Annotated in this window: 19 protein-coding genes; 8 read left to right on the forward strand and 11 right to left on the reverse strand. The window is 72.4% G+C overall.

The annotated features are described in order from the left end of the window. Window positions 1-25: 25 nt before the first annotated feature. The 7 genes from C4T78_RS05890 to C4T78_RS05920 all read right to left on the reverse strand — a co-directional run bounded on the left by C4T78_RS05890 (window position 26) and on the right by C4T78_RS05920 (window position 6,651). Window positions 26-484: a MarR family winged helix-turn-helix transcriptional regulator gene (locus C4T78_RS05890; RefSeq protein ID WP_235863569.1), complete on the reverse strand. Its 459-nt coding sequence runs from the start codon at window positions 482-484 to the stop codon at window positions 26-28. A 137-nt stretch (window positions 485-621) separates the two neighbouring features. Then, entirely contained in the window at window positions 622-1,533 is a 912-nt protein-coding gene (locus tag C4T78_RS05895; protein WP_093353294.1) for an aminoglycoside phosphotransferase family protein, read from the reverse strand. Between the two features lie 107 nt (window positions 1,534-1,640). Then, a complete protein-coding gene (locus C4T78_RS05900) occupies window positions 1,641-2,414 on the reverse strand; it encodes an enoyl-CoA hydratase/isomerase family protein (protein ID WP_093353296.1) in 774 nt (257 codons plus the stop codon). Next, a complete protein-coding gene (locus C4T78_RS05905; protein ID WP_093353299.1) occupies window positions 2,407-3,906 on the reverse strand; it encodes a tripartite tricarboxylate transporter permease in 1,500 nt (499 codons plus the stop codon). The genes C4T78_RS05900 and C4T78_RS05905 overlap by 8 nt, the downstream gene beginning before the upstream one ends. Before the next feature lie 21 nt (window positions 3,907-3,927). After that, window positions 3,928-4,410: a tripartite tricarboxylate transporter TctB family protein gene (locus tag C4T78_RS05910; protein WP_093353301.1), complete on the reverse strand. Its 483-nt coding sequence runs from the start codon at window positions 4,408-4,410 to the stop codon at window positions 3,928-3,930. After that, a complete protein-coding gene (locus C4T78_RS05915; protein WP_093353303.1) occupies window positions 4,407-5,384 on the reverse strand; it encodes a tripartite tricarboxylate transporter substrate binding protein in 978 nt (325 codons plus the stop codon). Before C4T78_RS05915 ends, C4T78_RS05910 begins: the two co-directional genes overlap by 4 nt. A 49-nt stretch (window positions 5,385-5,433) precedes the next feature. Continuing rightward, window positions 5,434-6,651, reverse strand: coding sequence for a CaiB/BaiF CoA transferase family protein (locus C4T78_RS05920; RefSeq protein ID WP_093353306.1), 1,218 nt, complete (start codon window positions 6,649-6,651; stop codon window positions 5,434-5,436). A 154-nt stretch (window positions 6,652-6,805) separates the two neighbouring features. On the opposite strand from C4T78_RS05920, the gene C4T78_RS05925 reads away from it, so the two are divergent. The 7 genes from C4T78_RS05925 (at window position 6,806) to C4T78_RS05955 (ending at window position 14,380) form a co-directional block, all read left to right on the forward strand. Continuing rightward, the gene (locus C4T78_RS05925; protein ID WP_093353788.1) at window positions 6,806-7,564 is read left to right on the forward strand and encodes a GntR family transcriptional regulator; all 759 of its coding nucleotides are present in this window, start codon (window positions 6,806-6,808) and stop codon (window positions 7,562-7,564) included. Beyond that, window positions 7,561-8,088, forward strand: coding sequence for a gamma carbonic anhydrase family protein (locus tag C4T78_RS05930; protein ID WP_093353308.1), 528 nt, complete (start codon window positions 7,561-7,563; stop codon window positions 8,086-8,088). The genes C4T78_RS05925 and C4T78_RS05930 overlap by 4 nt, the downstream gene beginning before the upstream one ends. 91 nt (window positions 8,089-8,179) lie before the next feature. Next, on the forward strand, window positions 8,180-9,439 hold the full coding sequence (locus tag C4T78_RS05935) for a carboxylesterase family protein (protein ID WP_258958335.1): 1,260 nt from the start codon (window positions 8,180-8,182) through the stop codon (window positions 9,437-9,439). A 57-nt stretch (window positions 9,440-9,496) separates the two neighbouring features. Next, window positions 9,497-9,976, forward strand: coding sequence for a MarR family winged helix-turn-helix transcriptional regulator (locus C4T78_RS05940; protein WP_093353314.1), 480 nt, complete (start codon window positions 9,497-9,499; stop codon window positions 9,974-9,976). Then, a complete protein-coding gene (locus C4T78_RS05945) occupies window positions 9,973-11,220 on the forward strand; it encodes an MFS transporter (protein WP_093353316.1) in 1,248 nt (415 codons plus the stop codon). The genes C4T78_RS05940 and C4T78_RS05945 overlap by 4 nt, the downstream gene beginning before the upstream one ends. Window positions 11,221-11,440: 220 nt before the next feature. Next, window positions 11,441-12,973, forward strand: a complete 1,533-nt coding sequence (locus C4T78_RS05950) for a hypothetical protein (RefSeq protein WP_093353319.1) — start codon at window positions 11,441-11,443, stop codon at window positions 12,971-12,973. A gap of 252 nt (window positions 12,974-13,225) precedes the next feature. Then, window positions 13,226-14,380: an AAA family ATPase gene (locus C4T78_RS05955; RefSeq protein ID WP_218161595.1), complete on the forward strand. Its 1,155-nt coding sequence runs from the start codon at window positions 13,226-13,228 to the stop codon at window positions 14,378-14,380. 88 nt (window positions 14,381-14,468) lie between these two features. Here the strand turns inward: C4T78_RS05955 and C4T78_RS05960 are convergent, their stop codons facing one another. The 4 genes from C4T78_RS05960 to C4T78_RS05975 form a co-directional block, all read right to left on the reverse strand. Beyond that, on the reverse strand, window positions 14,469-15,323 hold the full coding sequence (locus C4T78_RS05960) for an oxidoreductase (RefSeq protein ID WP_093353321.1): 855 nt from the start codon (window positions 15,321-15,323) through the stop codon (window positions 14,469-14,471). Between the two features lie 122 nt (window positions 15,324-15,445). Beyond that, on the reverse strand, window positions 15,446-16,315 hold the full coding sequence (locus tag C4T78_RS05965; protein ID WP_093353323.1) for a helix-turn-helix transcriptional regulator: 870 nt from the start codon (window positions 16,313-16,315) through the stop codon (window positions 15,446-15,448). A gap of 101 nt (window positions 16,316-16,416) precedes the next feature. Then, window positions 16,417-17,166, reverse strand: coding sequence for a putative protein N(5)-glutamine methyltransferase (locus C4T78_RS05970; protein WP_374703860.1), 750 nt, complete (start codon window positions 17,164-17,166; stop codon window positions 16,417-16,419). A gap of 705 nt (window positions 17,167-17,871) precedes the next feature. Continuing rightward, complete coding sequence (locus C4T78_RS05975; RefSeq protein WP_093353328.1) at window positions 17,872-18,132, reverse strand: metallothionein; 261 nt, start codon at window positions 18,130-18,132, stop codon at window positions 17,872-17,874. 154 nt (window positions 18,133-18,286) lie between these two features. On the opposite strand from C4T78_RS05975, the gene C4T78_RS05980 reads away from it, so the two are divergent. Continuing rightward, on the forward strand, window positions 18,287-21,277 hold the full coding sequence (locus C4T78_RS05980; protein WP_093353331.1) for an alpha-mannosidase: 2,991 nt from the start codon (window positions 18,287-18,289) through the stop codon (window positions 21,275-21,277). Window positions 21,278-21,303: the final 26 nt, after the last annotated feature.

The raw sequence follows: 21,303 nt of genomic DNA on the forward strand, positions 1-21,303 counted from the left end.
GCGACCCCGCCGGCCGGCTGCCCGGTCACTGCTGCGGCCCTTCGCGGTCCTGGCTTTCCAGCTCCGCCAGGTGCTTCAGCGCGGGAAGGGCCGCCACCAGCGCCTCGACCTCGTCGCCGGTGAGCTTGCCGATCAACCGCTCGAAGGCGTCGACGCCCGCCTGGCGCCGCGTCCGGACGTAGGAGGCACCGGCTTCGGTCAGGCACACCAGCGTGACCCGCTTGTCGGAGGCGTCGCCCCGCCGCTCGACCAGGCCGGATTCCTCCATCACCCGGACCAGGGCGGTCATCGCGGGCTGGGTGACGCCCTCGACCGCGGCCAGATCGGTGATGCGCCGCGGGCCGGTCCGGTCCAGGGTAGCCAGGGTGGCGGCGGAGGTCAGGCTCATGTCCCGGGGCAGGCGTCTCGCGGCCCTGGTGGCCAGGCCGTAGAGGGCTGCCCCGATAGCGGCGGGCGCGCCAGGATCGGTGTCTTGACGAGACATACCCGGAGCATAGCACTTTTATATTCATAGTTTATGTAAATGGTCGCGGGCGGCCCCGGCGATTGCCTCCGCGCCGAGCCGGGGCCGGTCGAGTCGATGACCGGCACCCAGGCGACTACCGCCGCAGTCGTGCCGGCTCACGGCCCCAGCGGCAGCAGGACTTCGGCGATGGTGGTCTGCACCGGGTTGAGGCGGGTCTCACCGTCCTCGACGTCCCACAGGCAGTTCTGCAGCACCCGCCCCAGCGACCAGCCCACCGCCCGGCGCCGGTCCAGGCCCAGCACGTCGGTGAGGATCGCCAAGCGGCGGCGCAGCGCGGTCGGCAGGTCACCGGTGGCCACCATCTGCTCCCAGCGGTTGTCCAGGGCGGGCAGCAGGTCGAAGCCCGGGTCGCCGATCAGCGGCTGCGGGTCGATGGCCAGCCACGGTTCGCGCTCACCGGCCAGGACGTTGTCGTAGTGCAGGTCCCAGTGCAGCAGCCGGTCACCGGGCTCGGCCAGCAGATCGGTGACGACATCGGCGCAGCGCCGCAACAGCGCCGCCTCGCCGTCCTCCAGCTGCGCGCACGCCCGCGGGGTCTCGCGCACCATCGCCGAGGCGATATCGCCCAGCTCGCGCACTCCAGCAGGTGCCGGGACGGCGTGCAGCCGGGCGAGCAGCCCGGCGATGACGCCCACCGCGGCATCGTCATCGTCCACACCCGACAGTGCCGGGCCCAGGCGTTCCAGCAGCATGCTGCCCGAGTCCGGGTCGTGTTCGAGGATCCGCACCGCGCCGCGGCCGTCCCAGGCCCGCAGGCCCAGCGGCTCACCGGCGGTGTCGGGGGTGACGGGCTGCAACTTCAGCACCGCCGGGGTGCCGTCGTCGCGCAGCACCGGCAGCACCAGCGCCACCATCCCGTGGCGGGATTGGCCGTCCAGGCGCAGGTTCCACGCTGCCAGCCGCTGCTCGGCCAGTGCGGGCAAGTCGGTCAGCCAGGGGCCGTCACCGAAGATCTGGTGGTGGGTGGCCGCGTACTCGGCGGGGACCACCACAGCGGTACCAGTCACGCAAGAACTCCTTCGTCACCAAGGGCAAGCACGTGCGGGTGGCGAAGGAGCGGAGGTGGGGCTCGGGTGCGTCAAAGCATGTCGCCACCCTAGCCGATCCCCGGCGCTCAGCGGCCCTGCCAGCGGTGCGGGGTCTTGTCCAGGAACGCCCGCACGCCGTGCTGGAAGTCCTGGCTGCCGAAGACGGTGCGCACCAGGTCCTCCCCGTCGGGCAGCGCTGCCAGGCGCAGCCGGCGCACCGCTTCCTTGGCCGCCCACATCGTCAGCGGCGCGTGCCCGGCCAGCCGCTCGGCGATCCCGGCCACCACCGCGTCCAGTTCCTCCGGCCGGCAGAGCTCGGTGAGGAAACCGGCCGCGTGCGCCTCGGCGGCGTCGAACAACCGGGCGCGCAGCAGCATGTCCTTGGCACGCGCCGGGCCGAGGTGGAACACCAGCAGGGAGTAGGTGTTCATCGACAGGCAGTTGCCCAGGGTGCGCGCCACCGGCACCCCGAACCGGCCGGTCGTGGTCGACACCCGCAGATCGCACACCGCGGCCAGCGCGATGCCCGCACCCACGCAGTAGCCCGAGATCGCCGCGATCGTGGGCACCCGCACCGACTCCAGCACGTCGAGCACCGCCTCCATGCGCCGCTCGTAGGCCACGCCGTCGGAGCCGTCGCGGAACTCGGTGAACTGGGCGATGTCGGTGCCGGCCACGAACGCCTCCTGCCCGGCACCGCGCAGCACCAGCACCCGGATGCCGGGATCGTCCTCGGCGGTGCGGCAGGCCGCCACCAGCCCGTCGTACATCTGCCAGGTCATGGCGTTGCGCTGCGCGGGCCGGTTGAACACCACCTGCAGCACGGCACCGTCGCGGGTGGTGAGCAGCTCCTCAGACATGGTTCTCCTCCGGGGACGTGGAGCGGTTGCGCAGGCGCCGCACCAGAGCGGGGCCGGTGATCAGCAGCAGGGCGGCGGCCAGGATGCTCACCGCGATGGGTTCGGTCGCCAGCAGCCACAGGTTGCCGTCCAGCAGTGCCGAGGACTGCACCAGCGCCTTCTCGAACAGCGCGCCGATGACCACGCCGACCACCAGCGGCGCCATCGGCAGCTCGAAGCGCTTCATGCCGAAGCCGATGACACCGAAGATCAGCACCAGCCAGACGCTGAAGAGGTTGTTGTCGATGGCGTAGGCGCCCACGAAGCTGGTGAACAGGATCAGCGGGTACAGGTAGCCGTAGGGGATGCGCAGCAGCTGCGCGAACACCGGGGCCAGCGGCAGGTTGAGCACCAGCAGGATCACGTTGCCGATGAAGAACGACACCAGCAGCCCCCACACCAGCTCGGGTTGCTCGTCGAACAGCAGCGGCCCGGGCTGGATGCCGTAGACGGTCAGCGCACCCAGCAGCACCGCGGTGGTCGCCCCGCCCGGGATGCCCAGCGTCAGGGTGGGGATGAAGTTTGCGTTGGCGGCGGCGTTGTTGGCGCTCTCCGGTGCCGCCACGCCCTGGATCGCGCCGCGGCCGAACTGCGCGGAGTTGGCCGACACGCGCCGCTCCAGGCCGTAGGCCATGAAGGAGGCCAGCGTCGATCCGGCGCCGGGCAGGACGCCCAGGCCGAACCCGATCGCGGTGCCGCGGGTGATGGCCCCGGCCGAATCGCGGATGTCGCGGCGGCGGATGAGCAGATCGCGGAAGCGGGCGCGGATCGGGGTGGCCGCCCCGACCCGGATCTGGTGCAGCACCTCGCCCACGGCGAACAGGCCGATGACCACCTCGATGTAGGGGATGCCGGAGAGCAGTTCGACGCTGCCGAAGGTGTAGCGGGCCTGGCCGGTGCCCGCGTCGATGCCCACGCAGGCCAGCAGCACCCCGGCGCAGGCCATCGCCGCGGCCCGCAGCTTCGACCCGGTGGCCAGCACCACCATGGTCACCAGCGCCAGCACCATCACCGCCAGGTTCTCCGGCGGACCGAAGTTCAGCGCCACCGACGCCAGCGGTGGGGCCACCGCGGCCAGCAGGACCAGGGAGGCGATCGCGGCGGCGAACGAGCCGATCGCCGCGATCGCCAGCGCCGCACCCGCACGGCCCTGCCGCGCCATCTGGTAACCGTCCAGCGTGGTCACCACGCTGGCGGCCTCACCCGGGGTGGACAGCAGCACCGAGGTGATCGTGCCGCCGTACTGCGAGCCGTAGTAGATGCCGGCGAGCATGATCAGCGCGGTCACCGGCTCCACGGTCAGCGTCAGCGGGATCAGGATCGCCACCCCGGTGCTGGAGCCCAGCCCGGGCAGCAACCCGATCACGGTGCCCAGCAGCACCCCGGCGAAGCACCACAGCAGGTTCACCGGGCTCAACGCCGTCGAAGCGCCCAGCAGCAGGTTGTCGAGCAATGCGATCACCTCCGCAGCGGCCTAGAACCCCAACACCCCGGTGGGCAGCGGCACCTGCAGCACCACCGCGAACACCCCGTGCATCACCGCCGCCGAGCCCGCGCTGAGCACCAGCGCCGGAAGCGGCCGCCGCCCCTCCAGCCAGGTGGAGATCACCAGCACCAGCAGCCCGAAGGCCACCACCATGCCCAGCAGCGGTACCAGCGCCACGGTCGCCGGCAGCAGCACGAACACCCGCCGCAGGATCCGCATCCGCTGCTGCGGGCTGCGCCCGAAGTCGTCGGTGCCGCGCTGCGCCGGTGCGGGCCGCGGCGCGCGCAGCTGCTCGGCCAGCAGCAGCACCGAGAACAGCGTCAGCCCCAGCCCGGCCACCAGCGGCAGGAAGCCCGGCCCGATGCGCGACTCCTCCAGCAGCACCCCGTAGGCCGGGGCGGTGACGGCGAAACCCCCACCGATGAGCGCCAGCGAGGCGTACAGCGCCACCTGCGCGCGCTGCCCGCTCATCGCCGCACCACCTGGGCCAGGGTCGTCTCGGCCTCGGCGAGGTAGGCGGCGAACTCCTCGCCGAAGGCCACCCGGGGCTGCAGGAACTCCGAGGCGATGTAGTCGCGGTAGGCCGCCGACCCGGCGAAGGAGCGGGCGGCCTCGATCCAGTAGGCGGTGGCCTGCGGGGACAGCCCGCCGGGGGCGATCACGCCGCGGAACTGGGCGAAGGACACCGGAATGCCCTGCTCCAGCGACGTCGGCACGTGCGCCAGCTGCGGGTAGTCGTAGCGCTGCTCGGCGAAGACGCACAGCGCTTTGAGCTCGCCGGCGCGCAGCTGGCCCATCACCTCGCTGGGGTTGAGCGAGGCCAGCTCCACCTGCCCGCCCAGCACCGCGGCCATCGTCTCGCCGCCGCCCTCGTAGGGCACGGTGTCGAAATCGGCGCCGGAGCGGCGCTGCAGCTCGGAGAACACCACCGCATCCGGGCCCACCGCACCGGAGATGCCCGCCAGCACCCGCCGGTGGCGGCTCTGGGCGACGGCGTCGGCGCAGCTGGTGATCGGCGAGCCCGGCAGCGCCACCAGCAGCGTGTAGTCCTCGCCGAGCTTCATCACCGGGGTGAAGCTGCGGTGGGAGAAGGCCACTTCCACGCTCAGCGGCAGCGACAGCAGGGAGGTCTCGGTGGCCAGCAGGTAGTTCGGCGAGCCGGCCTTGGACAGCAGGTAGGAGTAGCCGACCGCGCCCTGCCCGCCTTCCCGGTTGTCGACGTCGACGCGCAGGCCCGGTATCGCCGCGGCCAGCCCGTCGGCCACCGCGCGGCCGGAGATGTCGCTGCCGCCGCCCGCGGCGAAGGGCACCACCATCGTCACCGGCCCCACCGGGCGCGGCGCCCCGGCCTGCTCCTGGCCGGACTCGCCCAGCGCGCAGGAACCCAGCAGGACCACCGTGCTCAACGCGGCCAGCACCCGGCGGCCGCAGGACAACGCGCGCATCGCTCCTCCTTGAGCTCGCGTCGCGGAAAACCGACAGTGCGGGCGGTGATCACTCGCCGGTGGCGAGGACCCCGCGGTCACGCAGCCGCGTCACCTCGTCGGCGTCCAGACCCGCTTCGGTGAGCACTTCGCGGGTGTGGGCGCCCAGCCGGGGACCGGCGTGGTCGCGGCGCGGCGGGGTGGCCGACAGCCGCATCGGGGAGCCGATCTGGCGCACCGGCCCGAGTTCGGGGTGCGGGGCGTCCCAGAAGAAGTCCCGCTGCGCCAGGTGCTCGTCGGTGAACACCTCATCGGTGGTGGCGATCGGCGCGCACGGCACCCCGGCCGTGGTGAGCTTCTCGACGATCTCGGCGGTGCCCAGCTGCGCGGTGGCCCGCTCGATGGCGGGGATGAGGCTGTCGCGGTGCTGGTAGCGGTCGTAGGAGCTGCTGTAGCGGTCGTCGTCGAGCAGGCCGGTCAGGCCCAGGGCGCGGCAGAACGCCGGCCAGGTCTTGGTGGTGGTCGCCCCGACCGTCACCCACCCGTCGCGGCTGCGCACCGCCTGGTAGGGGGCGCTGTTCTGGTGCGCCGAGCCGTGCGCGCGGCCGGTCTCGCCGGTGGCGAAGTAGGCGCCGGCCTCCCACACCGCGAAGGACACGCCCGACTCCAGCAGCGAGACGTCGATGTGCTGGCCCTGCCCGGTGTGCTCGCGGGCCCGCAGCGCGGCCACCGCGCTGAGCGCGGCGTAGAGCCCGCACACCAGGTCGCACATCGGCACGCCGACCTTGGTGGGCGGGCCGCCGGGGTGGCCGGTGATGCTCATCAGCCCGGCGCGGGCCTGGGCCATGATGTCCAGTCCCGGCTGGGCGGCCAGCGGCCCGTCCTGCCCCCACCCGGAGGCCGAGACGTAGATGAGGCGGGGGTTGCGGGCCCGCACCGGCTGGTGGCCCAGGCCCAGGGCGGCCAGCGCGCCGGGCCGCAGGTTCTCCACCAGCACGTCGGCGTCGTCGAGCAGCCGCTGCAGCAGCCGCCGCCCTTCGGGGTCCTTCAAATCCAGCGCCACCGACCGCTTGTTGCGGTTCAGGCGCAGGAACGGGGAGCTGTGGCCGGAGAGGAACGGCCCGGTCTGGCGCACCGGGTCGCCACCTGCGGGGTTCTCCACCTTGACGACGTCGGCGCCGAGGTCGGCCAGTTGCATCGTGGCGAACGGCGCGGCCATGAACGCGCCGATCTCCAGCACGCGCACCCCGTGCAGCGGGAGCGGGCCGGAGGCGGGGGAGGTGCTCATGCGCGGCTCCAGGAGATCCGGGGAAAACCGGACACCGTGATCGGCATCACTGTATTTTGTCTACAGCAGGCAGATCAGAGCTGACAAGCTCTTCCCGTCGAGGTTGCCCCGGGTGGACCAGCCGCCCGGCACCGGAGAGGAGACACCGCCGGCCGTGACCGGACCCGTCGACCACACCCGGGCGGTGCGCGCTCCCAGCATCGTCGGCCCGCCCAGCCTGGTGGAACTGGCCGCCACCACCCTGCGCCGCATGATCATCGGTGGTGATCTGCTGTGCGGGCAGCGCATCGTGGAGAACCGGCTGACCCACGAGCTGGGCATCAGCCGCCCGCCGCTGCGCGAGGCGCTGCGCGTGCTCGAACGCGAAGGCCTGGTGCGCCAGGTCCCCCGCAAGGGCGTGATCGTGACACCGCTGACGCTGCACGACATCTACGAGATCTGCACGCTGCGCGCGGAGTTCGAGGCCCTGGCGGTGCGGCTGGGCGTGCCGGTGCGCGAAGCGGCGCGGATGCGGCGCTGCCGGCAGGCGCTGCAGCGGATGAGCGAGGCCGCGGACGCCGGCGACGAGCCGGACTTCCTGGAGCGCTCCTTCGACTTCCACGTCTCTGTGGTCGGCCTGTCCGGCCACCAGCGGCTGGAGGAGGCCTACCGGTCGCTGCAGCTGCAGCTGATGCTGTCCATGGCGCTCAACCGCAAGGCCCGTCAGGATCGGGAGAGCCTGACCGAGGACGTCGCCCGCCACCGGCGGCTGCTGGAGATCATCGACGCCGGTGACCCAGCAGCGGTGCTCGCCGAACTCGCCGCGCACGGCGATCGCACCTTCCTCGACGGCATCGAGACCAAAGTGGACGGACACACCGAAGAATCGCTGCGGTGGCTGCACCGGCAGCGCCGAGCACAGGAGGACCAGTGAGCACGCGCCCCATCACCCTCGCCGTCGACGGCATCAGCCCGCAGATCGACCCGGAGGCCTTCGTGGCGCCGGGCGCGGCGCTGATCGGACGCGTGAGCCTGGCCGCCGGATCCAGCGTCTGGTACAACGCGGTGCTGCGCGGCGACATGGAGACCATCAGCATCGGCGCGGGCAGCAACGTCCAGGACGGCTGCGTGGTGCACGCCGACCCCGGTTTCCCCGCCGAGATCGCCGAGGGCGTCACCGTCGGGCACAAAGCGGTCCTGCACGGCTGCACCGTGGAGCAGGGCTGCCTGATCGGGATGGGCTCGGTGGTGCTCAACGGCGCCCGCATCGGCGCCGGATCACTGGTGGCCGCCGGAGCGGTGGTGCTGGAGGGCACCGAGGTGCCGCCCGGCTCGATGGTCGCCGGCACCCCCGCCAAGGTGCGCCGGGAGCTGACCGACGAGGAGCGGAAGGCCCTCGCGCTCTCCGCCGAGCACTACACCCAGCTGGCCGCCAAGCACCGCGACGCCCTGAGCTGACGCCCCGCCGGAGAGGGACACCGCCCTGAACGCCCAGCCCACCTTCACCCCGCCGTGCGGGCCCATCACCGGATGGGCCGACGGGCAGGTCCTGCGCGCCACCGGCATCCCCTACGCGCGGGCCCGCCGCTTCACCGCCCCGGCCCCCGCCGAGGACTGGAGCGCACCGCTGGCGGCCACCGAGTGGTCACCGGGCTGCCCGCAAGCCCCGGTGGCCTTCCTCGAACGCGTCCTCGGCGTCACCGCCGAGGACCGTCGCCAGGACGAGCACTGCCAGCACCTGTCGGTCACCCTGCCCGCCGGTGCCCGGCCCGGCGACGACCTGCCGGTGATGGTGTGGATCCACGGCGGCTCCTACACCTCCGGCGCCGGTGACCTGGCGATCATGGACCCGGCGCCGCTGGTGGCCCAGGAGAACCTCGTCGTGGTGTCGGTGACCTACCGGCTGGGCCTGTTCGGCTACCTCGGCGACGGCCGCGGCCGCCCGGCCAACCTGGGCCTGCTCGACCAGCTCGAAGCGCTGCGCTGGGTGCGGCGCAACATCGCCGCGTTCGGCGGCGATCCCGGCAACGTCACCGCCTTCGGCCAGTCCGCCGGTGGTGACGCCGTCGCGCACCTGATGGCCACACCCGGCGCCGCCGGGCTGTTCCGCCGCGCCATCATCCAGAGCGCTCCGCTGGGGATCTCCCGCGGCCGCGCGAAGATGTACCGGGCCATGGCCGCGGCGACCCGCGACATCACCCCGGAGATGCCGGCCGCCGCTGTCGTCGCCCGCCAGGCCGCCGCGGGCAGGAGCGCCGCGCGGTTCGGGCTCAAAGCGGTGATGCCCTTCGGCACCCAGTACGGCCACCACCCGCTGCCCCGGGAGGATGAGCTGCCGGCGGCGTGGGAGGCCGTGGCCGGCGACATCGACGTCCTCATCGGCCACACCCGCGAGGAAGTGCGCCTGTTCCTGGCCACCGTGCCCGCGCTGCAGCGGCTGAGCAGGGTGCCCGTCCTCGGCGAGGCGGTCCTGGGCCGCGCCGTCGATGCGATCACCGCCCGGGTCTACGGGCGTCCGGCCGAGCGCTTCGCCCGCCGCCACGCCCGCGCGGGCGGCCGCGCGCACCGCTACGTCATCACCTGGGCGGCGCCGGGAAACCCCAACGGCGCCGCGCACACCATCGACCTCCCGCTGCTGTTCGGCGACGAAAGAGCCTGGCAGCGCGCTGAACTCGTCGCAGGAGCCAACTGGGAGGAGATCACCACCGCAGCCACCGCGCTGCGCCGCCTGTGGGCGGAGTTCGCCCGCGGCCACCGGCTGCCCGACCACGGCGGGATCCCCGGAGTGCTGCACCACCACCGCGCCTGACCGTCGGGTTCGCCCTCAAAGTAACAGCACTTGTGCAAGTGCTGTTACTTTGAGGGGGTGACGCACGATCCCACCGAGGAGACCAGCGTCTGGCGACCGCTGCGACAGCTGCTCAACTCCCTCGACGACGAGATCGACCAGTTCTACGCCCAGCGCGGCATCACCGGCGTGCGGCCGCGGTTCGTCGGGCCGCTGATCCGGCTCGGTCACCGCGGCACCATGACCATCCGCGAACTCGCCGACGCCCTGGAGGTCACCCACTCGGCGATGAGCCAGACCGTCGCCGCGCTGCGCCGCGAAGGCCTCGTGCGCACCGCGACCGGATCCGATGCGCGCACCCGTCAGATCACCCTCACCGACCGCGCCCGCCGGATGCTGCCGCTGCTGGAAGCCGAGTGGCGGGCCAGCGAAGCGGCCCTGCGCGAACTCGACGCCGAAACCCCCTACCCGCTGAGCCGAGCGGTTGCCGACCTGCGCGAAGCCCTGGAGCGGCGGCGTTTCCGCGACCGCCTCGACGACCACCTCCCGCCGTCGTGAGCGGCCTCGACCGGATCCTCGACACCCGGCCGTTGCGCACCAGCACCGACTTCCGGCGCCTGTGGTGGACCGGGGCCATCGTGTCGATGGGCGGGCAGTTCACCGTCGTGGCGGTGCTGTTCCAGATGTGGCAGCTGACCGGCAGCGCGGTGGCGGTGGGCGCGGTCGGGCTCAGCCAGGCGCTGTCGATGGTCGTCACCGGGCTCATCGGCGGCACCCTCGCCGACGCCGTGGACCGGCGCACGCTGGCGCTGGTGGCCAACGCCCTGCAGCTGAGCGCGGTGGCGCTGCTGGCGCTGCACGGCCTGGCCGGCGCCGGATCGCAGTGGGTGCTGCTGGCGCTGGTGGCCCTCAACGCCGCAGGCGGCGGACTCGGCGCACCCGCCCGCCGCACCTTCGTGCCCCGCCTGCTGCCCGCCGACCTGGTCCGCGCCGGTGTGGCGCTGCTCAACCTCAACTTCCAGGTCGCGATGCTGCTGGGCCCGGCCCTGGCCGGAGTGCTGGTCGCGCAGTGGGGCGTCAGCACCTGCTACCTGCTCGACGCAGCGGCCTTCACCGCCGTGCTCTACGGGGTGGCGCGCCTGCCGCCGATGCGGCCCGACGGCCAGACCGGCCGACCCGGAGTCCGCGCGATCTGGCACGGCTGGCGGTTCATCGCCGCCAGCCCCGTGCTGCGCGGTGCGCTGCTCACCGACGCGCTGGCCACCCTGATGGCCATGCCCATCGGCCTGTTCCCGCTGATCAACGAAGAACGCTTCGGCGGCGACCCACGCACCCTGGGACTGCTGTTCACCGCCCTGGCCGTCGGCGGCATCACCGCGGGTGCGGCATCCGGGATCCTCACCCGCGCCGCCCGGCCCGGCACGGTCCTGCTGGCCGCCGCCGCGGTGTGGGGACTGGCGCTGGCCGGGCTCGGACTGGCCTCCGCATCGTGGCAGGCGCTGTGCTGCCTGGCCGTGGCAGGCGCCGCCGACACCACCTCGGTGATCACCCGCGCGGCGATCGTGCAGCTGGCCACCCCGGACTCCCACCGCGGCCGGGTCAGCGGCGTCGAGCACATCGTCGGCGCCGGCGGCCCCGAACTGGGCAACTTCCGCGCCGGACTGGTCGCCGAAGCCACCACGGCCGCGATCGCCGCCTGCGCCGGTGGCCTGCTGTGCGTGGCGGGCATCGCGTGGCTGGCGCTGAGCCACCCCCAACTGCGCCGCTTCGACACGCCGCAACCGCAGCAGAGCCGAGGGTGACCAGCCTGGCTGCTCCACACGAGTGATCGTCGGCATCGCCGAGCGCCGTCCTCCCCAAGCCCGCACCGGCGAGGTATCCCGGGGCGATCATGGGCGGATGGCTCATGTCGCCGATGTCGTCACGTGGACGGCCGTGGCCGCTGCGTCGGTCCAGGCGCTCACAACGGCAATTCAGGTCCGTCACGGCCGGTCGACGAGCGCATCCGGCCCGCGCAGGGCCGTGCCGAACACCCTGGCCGGGCTAGGCCTGGCCGTCTCCGCATTCGCCGCACTGTGGTTGACGGTGGAGAGCTACGGGCGGGAGCGCAGGCACCTCGGGGCGCTGGTCTACTCCACGATCCGTCCGGAGTGGGACAGCGCATTCTTCCGGTGGGTGTTCCTCCTGCTCGACCTGGGCACCGTGGTGGTCCTGATCTTCCCGGCGGCGGGGTTGATCGGCGTGCTCATCAGCAGCCTGATCGCCGGACACCTGGACAGCACGCAGATCCTCGTGCACATCGCGACGCTGGTCACCACCACGACCGCCGGCGTGCTGATCGTCGTCACCAAAGTGCACGTCCACGGCGACCTCACCATTCCCTGGCCGTTGATCGTGCTGGGTGTCATCGGTGGCCTGCTGGCCGACGTCGAGGTCCCGGCCGGGCGATCAAGCGACGACAGCCGGCAGCTCGGCCCCGCAACCGACACGGGCGCCGAGGAAGCGGATGGAGATCGCGGTGCGGACCGGGCACGTCAAAGTCCTGCCCGAGGACGCGCGTTGACCGCGCTGGGATGGACGCTGAGGATCCTGGTGCTGCTGATGTTCCTCATCGGCGCGCCGCTGTACAACGACCTCGTGTCCGGGGCAGACCTTCCGCTGTGGACACATCCGCTGCTCGCGGTCGCGCTCGTCATTCCTGCGCTTCTGCTCTTCGGCGTCAGCGCTGGTCTGCTGGACCAGGGAAGGCGACACCGCCACCGGATCATCCCGTCATTCGAGGAGCTCACCGGGCAGCGCTATCTGCTGTACTTGCGACCCTTCACCATCGATCCCGCGATGGCGCTGCCGCCGACCGAGGCCCCGGGCTGGAGCACCCGCTCGCCCTTCGAGCTTCCCGGCACGCACGAGGAATTCCTGATGCGCCAGTTCCGCGGCCTCGGTCGTGTCGTCGCGATCGGGCAACCCGGCGAGCGCTTACCGGCACTCGGGGCCGAGCGCGGCTACCTGCCCGTCGACAACTGGCAGGAGGCGGTGAGCGGGCTGATCCGGGGCGCGCACGCCGTGATCATCTCGGCGGTCCCGGGTTCCGGCACGATGTGGGAGTTCACCGAAGCACTGCACGCCACCGCACCCACCCGGTTGCTGCTGCTCGTCTACGACGACGAGCTCTATCACGCCTTCCGGGAAGGGGCGGGGCAGGAGCACGCGAGGAGGTCGTCGGCCGAGCCGGGCATCGACTGGCCACCGCTGCCGCAGCTGCCGGACATCCCGCCCGCTGCGCACACCAAAGGGCTCCGCTGGGACTTCCCCCTCAGAGGAATCCTGTCCTTCGACCACCGATGGCGTCCGCGGTTCACGAGATTCCCGCCGGCCGTGCCGCGGCTCAGGCACGTCTGGACCATCCGGAGGCTGGTGCGGCGCGCGCTCAAACCGGTCACGGACCCGATTTCTCAGCTGCCCCCAGCACCGTCGCCGCGCAGCACCGCCGATCCGGGTTTTCCCGGTCCGGCGGCGCAGAACACCGATGAGAGCGACAGCACGCTGCCGAAGTGATCGGCCCGCGAAGTGCTCCCGGCGACCTCGGGGTCGCGGGCTGCGGCTGGAAGCGGTCCGGACGTCCCGGTCCAGGGGATCAGCATGCTCATGCGCGCCGCGACCGTGTCCGGTCGGCGGCCCCGGTACCGCCGAGATCACCGAGGGTGCCGATCTCCGACCCCGCCCCCCTGGGGCAGGTCCGGCCAGAACCCGGCCCAGCGCGGAGAAAATCGTTCGACACGACCTCCTCCGCGCGGCAGCATTCCGCCCGTGGCTGACACCCCGGACATCGCCGACCACTCGCAGATCCCCGTGCTGTGGGTGTGCGGCCCACCGGGAGTCGGCAAGACCACGGTGGCCTGGGAGATCCGCAGCCGGCTGATCCGCGAGGGCGTCGACGCCGGTTTCGTCGACATCGACCAGCTCGGCATGTGCTTCCCCGAACCGGCCGGCGATCCCGGGCGCTACCGGATGAAGACCGCCAACCTGCGGTCGGTGGTGGCCCACTTCCAGGCCGCGGGCGCCCGGTGCGTGATCGTCTCCGGAGTCCTCGACGCCGCGCGCGGTGTGGAAGCCGAGGAGATCCCGCAGGCGCGGCTGAGCCTGTGCCGGCTGCGCGCCGACCACGATGAGCTCGCCCAGCGCTTCCGGGCCCGCCAGGGCGAGAACGCCCCGGTGACCGAGATGCTGCGGGAAGCCGAGGCCCTCGACGCCGGAAACGTCGCCGGAACGTGCGTGGACACCACCGGCCGCACCATCGGCGAGACGGCCGAACTGGTCAGGCAGCGATGCGGGTTCCGGCCTGCCCGCCAGGCGAACGGGCAGCCGCGAGCACCCCGGCGCTCGACCACGGCGGACGGCGCGGTGCTGTGGTTGTGCGGGGCCGATGGTGTGGGCAAATCCGCCACCGGCTTCGCCGTCTACCAGCAGACCCTGCACGCCGGGCACACCGCTGCCTACGTCGACCTCGACCAGCTGGCCTTCTGCGGCCCGCCCGGCGATCACCGGCTCAAGGCCGCCAACCTCGCGGCATTGTGGGAGACCTACCACGCCGCCGGGGCCCGCCACCTGGTCATCACCGGCCCGGCCGAAGACGCCGCGGCGGTCAAGACCTACACCGAGGCGCTGCCGGGCGCAGCGTTCACGGTCTGCCGCCTGCACGCCGCGGCCGACCAGCTCGCCCACCGGATCGCGCTGCGCGGGAAGGGCGAGGGCTGGCCGCAACCAGGCGATCCGCTGACCGGGCTCCCGCCCGAGCAGCTGCGCCGGATCGCCGAAGCCGCCGCCGCACGAGCCGACTCGCTCGAGCACGCCGGGCTCGGTGATCTGCGCGTGGACACCACCACCAGCACCGCGCAGCAGGCCGCCGAGGAGGTCATCGCCCGCACCGGATGGGCAGCGCCCGCCGAGGTGCCGCTGCCGTGATCAGGCTGCGGGGCGGCCGAGGACGGCCGCCCCGCAGCCCACCGGTGGTCCGCCGACGCGGCCGACCACCTCGACGGGACCCGATCGGTCAGGCGGAGACGGTCACTCCGCCGTCGGAGCGGTCGGTGGACAGGCTGAGCTCCTTCCAGGTGTCGATGTCGTTCTGGACGCGCCGGCGTCCGGCCGTGACCAGGCGCAGGGCGTCCGAGCCGAGCAGCAGGTGCACGGGCGGCACCTCGGCGTCGAGCACGGCGAGGACGGCCTGGCCGGCGCGGTCGGGATCGCCGATCCCCTGACCGGCCAGCGCCTGGCGGCGGGCGCGGATCGGATCGAACAGCTCGTCGTAGTCGGGGATGCCGCGTGGCGCGCGCACCAGCGACCGGCCCGCCCAGTCGGTCGCGAAGGCGCCGGGGGCCACCGCGGTCACCCGCACCCCGAACTGCTCGACCTCTTGGGCGAGCCCCTCGGTGATGCCCTCCATCGCGTGCTTGCTGCCCTCGTAGAACGACAGACCGGGGAAAGTGGTCATCCCGCCCATCGAGGTGATCACGAAGATGTGCCCGCCGCGCCGTTCGCGCATGCCGGGCAGCACCGCCTTCATGGTCGCCACCGTGCCGAAGACGTTGACCTCGAACTGGCGGCGCAGATCGGCCATCGAGGACTCCTCGAAGGTGCCCTCGACGCCGTAGCCGGCGTTGGCCACGAGCACCTCGATCGGCCCCAGCGCGGCTTCGGCGGCGCGCACCGTCGGCTCGATGCGGTCCTGCTCGGTCAGGTCGAGGAGGAAGGCCCGGGCGCGTTCGGCGTCCAGGGACTCGAAGGCGGCCGCGTGCTGCTGGGTGCGCACCGTGCCCGCCACCCGGTGCCCGGCGGCCAGCGCTTGGCGGGCGATCGCCAGCCCGAGCCCGCTGCTGACACCGGTGACCAGGAACGTCTTGCTCATCGGGGAGTTTCCTTTCCGTGACGGCCCGCAAGCCGTGATCGAGCGGCACCGGGCGCGTGCGCGCACGGCGATATCGACTCCGCGTGCGCGGCGCACGCGAGTCCGGGTGATGGGGGTGGCGGTCAGGCGTCGGCGTCAGCGCTGCGCGGTGCCGCAGGCTCACTTCCCCAGCTGGCGAGCAGCCGCAGCCGCTCCTCGCTGGGGGAGCCGGTGGGGGCCGAGTAGACCAGCATCGACAGGCTCGGGTCGGCCACCGGGGTGAAGATCTCGAATTGCAGGTCGAGGTCACCGGCGATGTGGTGGTGGATCCGCTTCCTGCCGGTGCTGCGTTCGTGCACGCGGTGCTCGGACCACCACGCCGGGAACTCCGGTGAGCGCACCATCAGCTCGCCGATCAGGTTGGCGATGCGCTGATTGCGGGGCTGGTCGGCAGCGGCCAGCCGCAGCACGTGGACGTAGTCGCGGGCCACGTGCTCCCAGTCGCGCCAGACCACGCGCGCCCGGGGGTCCAGCAGCGTCCAGCGGACCATGTTGCGCTCCCGGCGGGGCAGCGCGGCGATGTCGGGGAACAGCAGTGCCCACAGCGCGTTCCCGGCGACGATCTCGAGGTTGCCGTCGCGGACGTAGGCCGGGCACAGGTCCATCGATTCCAGCACCTGCCGCATCGCCGGCCGCAGTCGCGCCGAGTGCTCGCCGCGATCCCGAATCCCGTGTGCGGTGCCGGCCAGGGTGAACAGGTGCCGGCGCTCGACGTCGTCCAGCCGCAGGGCCTCGGCGAGGGCGAGCAGCACCTGTTCGGAGGGCTGTCCGGCGCGGCCCTGTTCGAGCCGGGTGTAGTACTCGGCGCTCACCCCGGCCAACCGGGCGACCTCGCCGCGCCGCAGGCCTGCGACGCGGCGAGCCCCGCCGAACTCGACCGGGAGGCCGATCTCCTCCGGGGTGAGCCCAGCGCGGCGGGCGCGGAGGAAGTCGCCCAGTTCCTTGTTCGCCATGCACCCAGTCTGATCTCGTCGTGGTCACCGGCCAACGGGATAGGTGGCCCTGCGAGGACCACCCGGGCGGATCCGCAGCCCACCGCGCCCGTGGTGCGCTGCTATCCGGCAGTGCCGGTCACGACGGTGGAATCGCGCTGGTCGCAGTGCAGGACGCGGGGGAGCAGGCCCGCCGCGGCAAGGATCTCGGCCGTGTGCGGTGCCTGGCTCCCGCTGGTCTCGATCAGCACGGTCCCGCCGGGGGCCAGCCAGTGCGGCGCGTCCTGGGCCACGCGGCGCTGGACGGCCAGGCCGTCGGTGCCGCCGTCGAGCGCGATCGACGGTTCGTGCAGCCGGGCTTCCGGTGGCATCAGGCCGACTTCGCCGGTGGGCACGTAGGGGGCGTTGGCCACCAGGACATCGATGCGGCCCCGCAGCCCCACCGGCAGCGCCTCGTACAGGTCGCCTTCGGTGACTCCGGCGGAGCTGGGGAGGTTGGTCGCGGCGCAGGCCGCCGCGGCGGGATCGATGTCGGCGGCGTGCAGTTCGGCCCGCGGGTGCGCGGCTGCTACCGCGGCGGCCACCGCACCCGCTCCGCAGCACAGCTCCACCACCACCGAGCCGGGTGCGGCCAGCGCGATGGCCCGCTCGGCGAGGAATTCGGTGCGGCGGCGGGGAACGAACACGCCGGGGGCCATCGAGATGCGCAGCCCGCAGAACTGCGCCCAGCCCAGCACCTGCTCCAGCGGGAGCCCGGTGACGCGGCGGCGCAGCAGCTCGGCGAGCTCGGCCTGGTCGCCGGCCGCTTCGTGCAGCAGCGCGGCTTCCTCCTCGGCGAAAACACAACCGGCCGAACGCAGTTCGGCCACCACATCAGGAGAAGTCGACGAAGAAATGGTGAGCGCCTTTCGAAGATCCGGTCGGGCGCTCCAGCGCGATCACCGGCGGTGTCGGCCGGAGGGGAGCACCCGGTCTGCCACAGCGGAAATGGGTCTCACCTCCTCGTCTCGCGCGGTTGTCGTGCACGCTAGCAACCGCGCCCGCCCGCATCGGGCGCAGGGCGCGGAAAACAGCACTGGGGCCGTGACCGGGCTGGTCACGACCCCAGGCTTCGCAAGTCCTGGCAACAGGCCCCGGTTGTCGTTCTGGTGCCCCGGTATTGCGCTCGCGGCGAGTGCCGCCAGCCTGCTGCCTCAAGCCCGCACCGGCGCACCGGGCGGACAGCGGGTGTTGTCAGACCCGCGCGTTGCGCTGGTGGACGCTCGTGTGCGGGTGCCGCATCACGGTGCGGGCCCGCTCCATCTCGCGCGCCATGCTGCCCAGCCAACGAACCAGACCTGCCATCGGGGCGTCCTCCACTACTCCGAGAGGGTTAATCGACGACTCGTCGCCGGTTGTCAACTCCGGTTCCCGACAACCGACGTGAACCGGACCGCCAACGGCCGTCTCACCCGCCATGTCGTTGCAGGTAGTCCCGATGTTTCACCCACTACGTAACGGAGTGATAACGAAGATCGGGACGGTGTGTTTGTCCCCCGAAAGGGGGAATTGGGGTGGGTCGTGCGGACGCCGCGTCATCACCCCGGATGCGCACCCACCGCATCGCGCAGCTCAGCGGCCATCGCCATGTCCGAACGGCGCGCGCAGTGCGCGCAGCAGAAGAACCGGCCGCTGGCCTCCACCCCGTGCCCGAGGATCCGGCACCCGCAGTGCTCGCACACCGGCGCCAGCCGCTGCGCGGCGCACTCGAAGCTGTCGAAGGTGTGCACCCCGCCGCCGGTGGTGTGCACCTCGAAGGTCATCCAGTAGTCGTTGCCGCAGACTTCGCAGGTCCCCATGACGTCTCCTCCCGCTGGGAATCGCCTCTGGCACCGGCAGCATGCGAGCCCTCGGCCGCCTCGGCAACCGCGCCCCGCCCGAGGCGGTGCCGACCGATCCCGCGGTGTGCCAACATGATCACCGTCACACCCCGCGAGCCCTCCGGGAGCAGCCATGCACGACGACCGCCACATCGTCGAACAACGCCTCGACCGCGTCCTGGCCGAACGACTGCGCCCCGCCCAGCACAGCCACACCGCCGCCTGCGACATCGCCGTCTGGCACGTCCCCGGCGAACCCGTGCCCGTCGCCGAAGCCCTGCGCGCCGACTACACGCCCACCACCGTCGGCCAGCCCTGGGGTCCGGCGTGGGGCACCAGCTGGTTCCGCATCACCGCCACCGTCCCCGAGCAGTGGGACGGCCGCACCGCCGAAGTCCTCGTCGACCTCGGTTTCGACGACGACCGCCCCGGATTCCAGTGCGAGGGCCTCGCCCACACCCCCGACGGCACCCCGATCAAAGGCCTGCACCCCCGCAACACCTACCTGCCGCTGGGCCGCAACAGCGCGGGCAAGACCCGCACCTTCTACGTCGAAGCCGCCGCCAACCCCATCATCCTGGGCCCGCACGGCTTCCAGCCCACCGAACTCGGCGAACGCCCCACCGAACCCGGCCCACCGCTGTACGTGCTGCGCCGCGCCGAGGCCGCCGTCCTCGACGAAGAGGTCTGGAACCTCGTCCAGGACACCGAAGTCCTCAACGGGCTGATGCGGGAACTGCCCACCGACTCGCCCCGCCGCCACGAGATCCTGCGCGCCCTGGAACGCATGCTCGACCGCCTCGACCTGCACGACGTCGCCGCCACCGCACCCGCCGCCCGCGCCGAACTCACCGATGTGCTCGCCCGGCCCGCCCACGCCAGCGCCCACACCCTCTCCGCCGTCGGCCACGCCCACATCGACTCCGCCTGGCTGTGGCCGCTGCGCGAAACCGTCCGCAAGGTCGCCCGCACCACCGCCAACGTCACCGCGCTGATGGCCACCCACCCCGACTTCCACTTCGCGATGTCGCAGGCCCAGCAGCTGGCCTGGGTCAAGCAGCACCACCCGCAGCTGCACGACCGGGTGCGCGCCTTCATCCACACCGGGCAGTTCGTGCCGGTCGGCGGCATGTGGGTGGAATCCGACACCAACATGCCCGGCGGCGAGGCCCTGGCCCGCCAGCTCATCCACGGAAAGCGCTTCTACCTCGAGGAGTACGGCATCGAGACCCGCGAGGTGTGGCTGCCCGACTCCTTCGGCTACTCCGCCGCGCTGCCGCAGCTCATCGCCGCCTCCGGCTCCCGCTGGTTCCTCACCCAGAAGATCTCCTGGAACCAGACCAACCGCTTCCCGCACCACACCTTCTGGTGGGAGGGCATCGACGGCACCCGGGTGTTCACCCACTTCCCGCCCGCCGACACCTACAACGCCGAGATCACCGGCCGCGAACTCGCCCACGCCCAGCGCAACTTCGCCGAACACGGTTACGGCACCCGCTCGCTGCTGCCCTTCGGGCACGGCGACGGCGGGGGAGGGCCCACCCGCGAGATGCTCGCCCGCGCCGCCCGCACCGCCGACCTGGAAGGCTCACCACGAGTCCGCCTGGACACCCCCGCGGAGTTCTTCACCGCCGCCGAAGCCGACCACACCGGCCCCGCCGTGTGGTCCGGCGAGCTCTACCTGGAATTCCACCGCGGCACCTACACCTCCCAGGCCAAGACCAAGCAGGGCAACCGCCGCAGCGAACACCTCCTGCGCGAAGCCGAGCTGTGGTGCGCCACCGCCACCATCGCCACCGGCCGCGACTACCCCTACGAAGCGCTGGACCGGCTGTGGAAGCAGGTGCTGCTGCACCAGTTCCACGACATCCTGCCCGGCTCGTCCATCGCCTGGGTGCACCGCGAGGCCCAGGAGACCTACCGGCGCGTGGCCGCCGAACTGGAGGCCATCACCACCCAGGCCCAGCAGGCGCTGGCCGGCCCGCCCGTGCACCCGATCACCTTCAACGCCGCGCCCCACAGCAGGGGCGGTGTGCCCGCCCTGGGCGCGGCCACCGGCGAGCACGCCCCGCCGCCCGATCCCACCCGCCACCCCGACGGCACCATCACCATCGACAACGGGCTGCTGCGCGCCACCATCGACCAGCGCGGCCTGCTGACCTCGGTCTACGACCACGCCGCCGAACGCGAAGCGCTCGCCGCACCGGCCAACCTGCTGCAACTGCACCGGGATCACCCCAACGCCTGGGACGCCTGGGACCTCGACGGCTTCTACCGCCACCACGTCCAGGACCTCACCGACGTCGAGGACGTCAGCCTCGACGAGCACGCCGTGCACATCCGGCGCCGCATCGGCGATTCCACCATCGACCAGCGCATCAGCGTGCCCGCGCACGCCCGCCGCGTCGACATCACCACCGACGTCGACTGGCACGAGACCGAGAAGATCCTCAAGGCCGCCTTCCCGCTGGACGTCCACGCCGACCGCTCGGCCGCCGAAACCCAGTTCGGCCACGTCATGCGCCCCACCCACACCAATACCTCCTGGGACGCCGCCAAGTTCGAGATCTGCGCGCACCGCTACCTGCACGTCGGCGAACCCGGCTACGGCCACGCCCTGATCAACGACTCCACCTACGGCCACGACGTCACCCGCGACAGCCGTCCCGACGGCACGACCACCACCGTGCGGCTGTCGCTGCTGCGGGCCCCGCGCTTCCCCGATCCCGACACCGACCACGGCCGCCACCGGCTGCGCTACGCGCTGCTCGTCGGCGCCGACATCGGCGACGCCGTCCGCGAGGGCTACCAGCTCAACCTGCCCGAACGCACCACCCAGGGTTCGCGCACCGTGGCGCCGCTGATCACCGTCGACAACGACGCGGTGGTCGTCGAAGCCGTCAAGCTCGCCGACGACCGCAGCGGCGACCTGGTCGTGCGCCTCTACGAATCCCGCGGCGGCCGCGCCCGCGCGCGGCTGACGACCTCCTTCCCGGCCACCGCCGTCACCCGCACCGATCTGCTGGAGCGGCCGCTGGCCGAACCCGACGCCACCTCCGACGCCCTGCACATCCGCCTGCGCCCCTTCGAGATCCGCACCCTGCGCTTCACCCGCGCCACCTGAGACCCGAACGTCGCGCGTGCGCGGAG

The organism is Saccharopolyspora kobensis, assembly GCF_900108315.1.
GTDB lineage: Bacteria > Actinomycetota > Actinomycetes > Mycobacteriales > Pseudonocardiaceae > Saccharopolyspora > Saccharopolyspora kobensis.